The 3895-nt window shown below is 29.1% G+C and carries 3 protein-coding genes; all 3 read right to left on the bottom strand.

Annotated elements, in window-relative coordinates; translation table 11 throughout:
• Positions 1 to 271 precede the first annotated feature (271 nt).
• The 3 genes from G464_RS0108155 to G464_RS0108145 are packed head-to-tail and all read right to left on the bottom strand — an operon-like array spanning position 272 to position 3591.
• Positions 272 to 1648: an ABC transporter permease gene (locus G464_RS0108155; RefSeq protein WP_022857435.1), complete on the bottom strand. Its 1377-nt coding sequence runs from the start codon at positions 1646 to 1648 to the stop codon at positions 272 to 274.
• Positions 1648 to 2307, bottom strand: coding sequence for an ATP-binding cassette domain-containing protein (locus G464_RS0108150; protein WP_338058114.1), 660 nt, complete (start codon positions 2305 to 2307; stop codon positions 1648 to 1650). The genes G464_RS0108155 and G464_RS0108150 overlap by 1 nt, the downstream gene beginning before the upstream one ends.
• A 6-nt stretch (positions 2308 to 2313) precedes the next feature.
• Positions 2314 to 3591: an ABC transporter permease gene (locus G464_RS0108145; protein ID WP_022857433.1), complete on the bottom strand. Its 1278-nt coding sequence runs from the start codon at positions 3589 to 3591 to the stop codon at positions 2314 to 2316.
• Positions 3592 to 3895 lie beyond the last annotated feature (304 nt).

The following is a 3895-nucleotide window of genomic DNA, read 5'->3' as shown; positions in this document are numbered from 1 at the left end:
ATCACTCGTATGATAACGCGTTAGCCCAAAGTGTCAATGGTGCGTATAAAACAGAACTTATACGAGAACGTACACTCATGAGCGTCAAAGATCTCGAACACGCCACTATATGTGGGGGTGACATGATGGAATACCAATCGCCTTCATACATCTTTGGGATACAAAAACCCTGCCACAATCGAACCAGAACACTACACACTACACAAAACAAGGAATAAACTAACAACAAAAAATGCGAACAAAAACCAGCCCACATCAAGCACCGAAAATTTTAATTATTGTCAATTAATAATTCTTTTGGATTCCTTCTTAATATATTGAATGAAGAAACAATCAATGATACAAGAAGTACTAAACTCATAAATATAACTACATAAATTATGAATTTAGGTAATACATTTATATCTAAACTTGATAATGTCTTGTTAAATCCTTCAGCTTCTGCCCCACCACCTAATTGGCTAGATGCAGATTGTCTAGCTATTTGTTTAGCTATATCACCGGTAACCTTATTCAATATATTATTCCCAAGCTTATCAGCTGTATATTGAGCTAAGAAATAAGAACCAACGAATGCGGGGATTGATATAAATACCATCTCAATCAGGAATTGACCAAAAATTTCTAATTTTGATATACCTAATGATAGTAACACTGCTATTTCTTTCTTTCTAGCATTCATCCATAAGAATAATAATAATGAAACTACAACTCCTGCAAATATTAATGAGCCAACAAATAATTTATTTGAAATTGAGTAGATACCTGATATAGATTGTTGTAATGCAGGGTAATTTGATGAACTTTTAATCAAATTATATTCTTTCCAATTTATATCTAATTTCCCAAGATCTTTTATTACACTGTCAAGATTCTTATCACCTTTTACAAAGAATGTTGCATCTTGGTATACAGCTGTATCTTCTGTATTACCATAAACTTTAGCAGCTGTATGAACATCAGTGATTAATGTATTTTCGTATAGTTCTTGTGCTGCACTTACTCCACCTCTATTATGCCCATCGAATAGACCTTTAATTTCTACTTCTACTGTTTCATCTGCACCTTTCTCATTATCGGCATCAAATAAATTAGATTTTATTTTTATCTTATCTCCAACTTTAAGATTATTTTTTTCAGCTAAATCTTTATGCATTAAGATTTTATTTTTATCTTTATTTTCTAAATGCTTTCCTTCTACTAATTTATATGCTCCTGATACAAATTTTGTTTCTTTTGATGAGTCGTTAACTCCAGTTAACATAACTGTTCTTTTAAAATTCTTCGCTCTTTCAGGTGATTGATTCGCAAGAGTCTCTTGAGTTTCAACAATATCATAATCAACTAGATCTGCAACACTGTTTATTCTTTTCACATAGGAGTCTATACTATCTGTTTGAGATATCTTTTTAATATCTTCACCTTTAACATTTCCCCCACCTCTAGGTGTTCCTGGATTTACTTGTCTATTTATCTCCATAGAAAAACTATTTGTTATATTAGCAAATGTTTCTTTTGAAGCTCTGTCCGTAGCATCTTTAATAGATAAACTAATGAGACTTAAAGTTGACATAGATAAAATAACTAATATAATAGTCAGTGATTTTAAGCTTTTTCTAGTTACATAAGCAAATGCACTTTTTATCATTATTCAACCTCCAAATTCATTTTATTTACTTTTTTCAACTTTTTACCACTTAGTTCTAAAATGATATCCGCAGAATCTGCTACTTCCTTACTATGTGTTACAACTATTACACATTTATTTCTATCTTTAGCTAATGTCTTTAATATATTAATTATTTCTCCAGCAGTAACACTGTCTAGATTACCAGTAGGCTCATCAGCTAGTATTATTGGAGCATCTGATACCAATGCTCTAGCAATAGCTACTCTTTGTTGCTGTCCACCAGATAATTTCATAACATTTCTTTTTATTTGTTTTTTATCTAAACCTAGTTCAAACAAGATACTTTCATCTGCTGATTTATTTACTAATCTAATATTTTCAATTGATGATAAATAATCTATTAAATTATAGTTTTGAAATACTAAAGATATATTATTTTTTCTATGATTATTATATCCTTTCTTTTCTATATCTTCATTCTTAAACAATATTTTTCCTGTTTGAGGTTTATCAAGTCCAGCAAGTAAGGAAAGAAGTGTAGATTTTCCTGTTCCTGACTTTCCTACTATCGCATAAAACTTCCCAAGTTCAAATTTTTGATTTACTCTTGACAAAACTTTTTCTTTAGAATTTGCATAACTATATGCTACATTCTTTATTTCTAATATATCCATTATTTTCTCCTAACTTATTTTTGATAATATTTCTTTAGGCTTCTTGATTAATATTAATGAAGAAGCAAATACAACTGATAAAACAACAATACTTATTAATATTAAATAACTTTGTCCAAGTGTTGTTATATTTAATATAAAACTACTATTATTTATTAAACTTCCACCGGAAATCATTGAGTCCTCTGAGTTAATGAATCCATCTACAATTACTTCTAGTAATACATTTCCTAAAAATAAGGAAGATATTATACTTGGTATCGATATGAATATTAACTCGAATATAAATTGCATTATAATTTGTATCTTAGATGTTCCAATAGATAAAAATATACCTATTTCATAAATTCTTTCTCTTAACCATAGAATCAAGATTAATGAAAGAACAACCATCCCACCTAACATAATAGAATAAGTCATTATTTCTATTATATGTTTTATTCCACTCACTGACTCTAAAGACTCTTCAAACGCATTAGAATCTTTTTCAACAAAATACTTTGACTCATCAATTTTAAGCTCTTTCAATTTGTTTAAGGCTAAGTCTGTAGATTCTGCACTACCAGAATACATTAAAATTTTATTTGCGATTTTATTATTTTCTGATTTATTCAATATCTCTTGGCTTGTTGAATAATCTACAAACACCATATTTTCACTAAAATCAGAAGATAACCCTGTATATGTTTCCTGTTTTTTACCAGAAAAAATCCCTATAATTTTAAATTTATGACTTTTTGTTTTTCCACTTTTTTCAATATCTAGTAATTCAAGATTAACTTCATCACCTAATTTTAGATTGTTTTGTTTAGCAAATTCTTCATGAACAATAATTGAATTCTTATCATTTTCTCCTATATTTTTACCTTCTTTAATTGTAAATACTCCACTACTAAAAAGAATATTTCTTTTAGTATTATTTGTAGCTTCGAGTGAGACAACATTCTTAAATTCGTCAGATAAATCTTCTCTATTTATTCTTTGTTCTCCGCTAACTACTTTAGCATCTTTTAGTTTTGCTAATCCATCATATTGAATTATTTTTTCTTCAATTTCTTTTAATTTTTCAATATCTTTAAATTGATTAACATTAAAATATTTACCATCTTTTTTTGTTATTGATATTGAAGAATTAGAACTTTCATATAAAGCCTTTTCTATTTCATTGCTTGATTTCATTATTGTTAAACAAGAATACAAGCAAGAAAGAACTATAGTTAACATGATAAAAATTATTAAAGTTCTATTTCTCTTTCTTGTAATATATGCTATAGCGTTTTTTATCACTTTCCTAACTACTCCTCTCTATTTTCTTACTCCATAACTAATTGTATCCCGATGTGGGCTGGTTTTGTTTGTATTTTTGTTGTTAGTTTATTCCTTGTTTTGTGTAGTGTGTAGTGTTCTGGTTCGATTGTGGCAGGGTTTTGTACCCTCAAAGATGTATGAAGGCGATTGGTATTCCATCATGTCAGCCAACACATAGTGGCGTGTTCGAGATCTTTGACGCTCATGAGTGTACGTTCTCGTATAAGTTCTGTTTTATACGCACCATTGACACTTTGGGCTAACGCGTTATCATACGAGTGAT

Origin of the sequence: Alloscardovia omnicolens DSM 21503, from assembly GCF_000420505.1 — a bacterium.
In the GTDB taxonomy this organism is placed as follows: Bacteria; Actinomycetota; Actinomycetes; order Actinomycetales; family Bifidobacteriaceae; genus Alloscardovia; species Alloscardovia omnicolens.
Note: the sequence above shows the minus strand (reverse complement) of the source record. Positions and strands in the feature narration are given on the sequence as shown.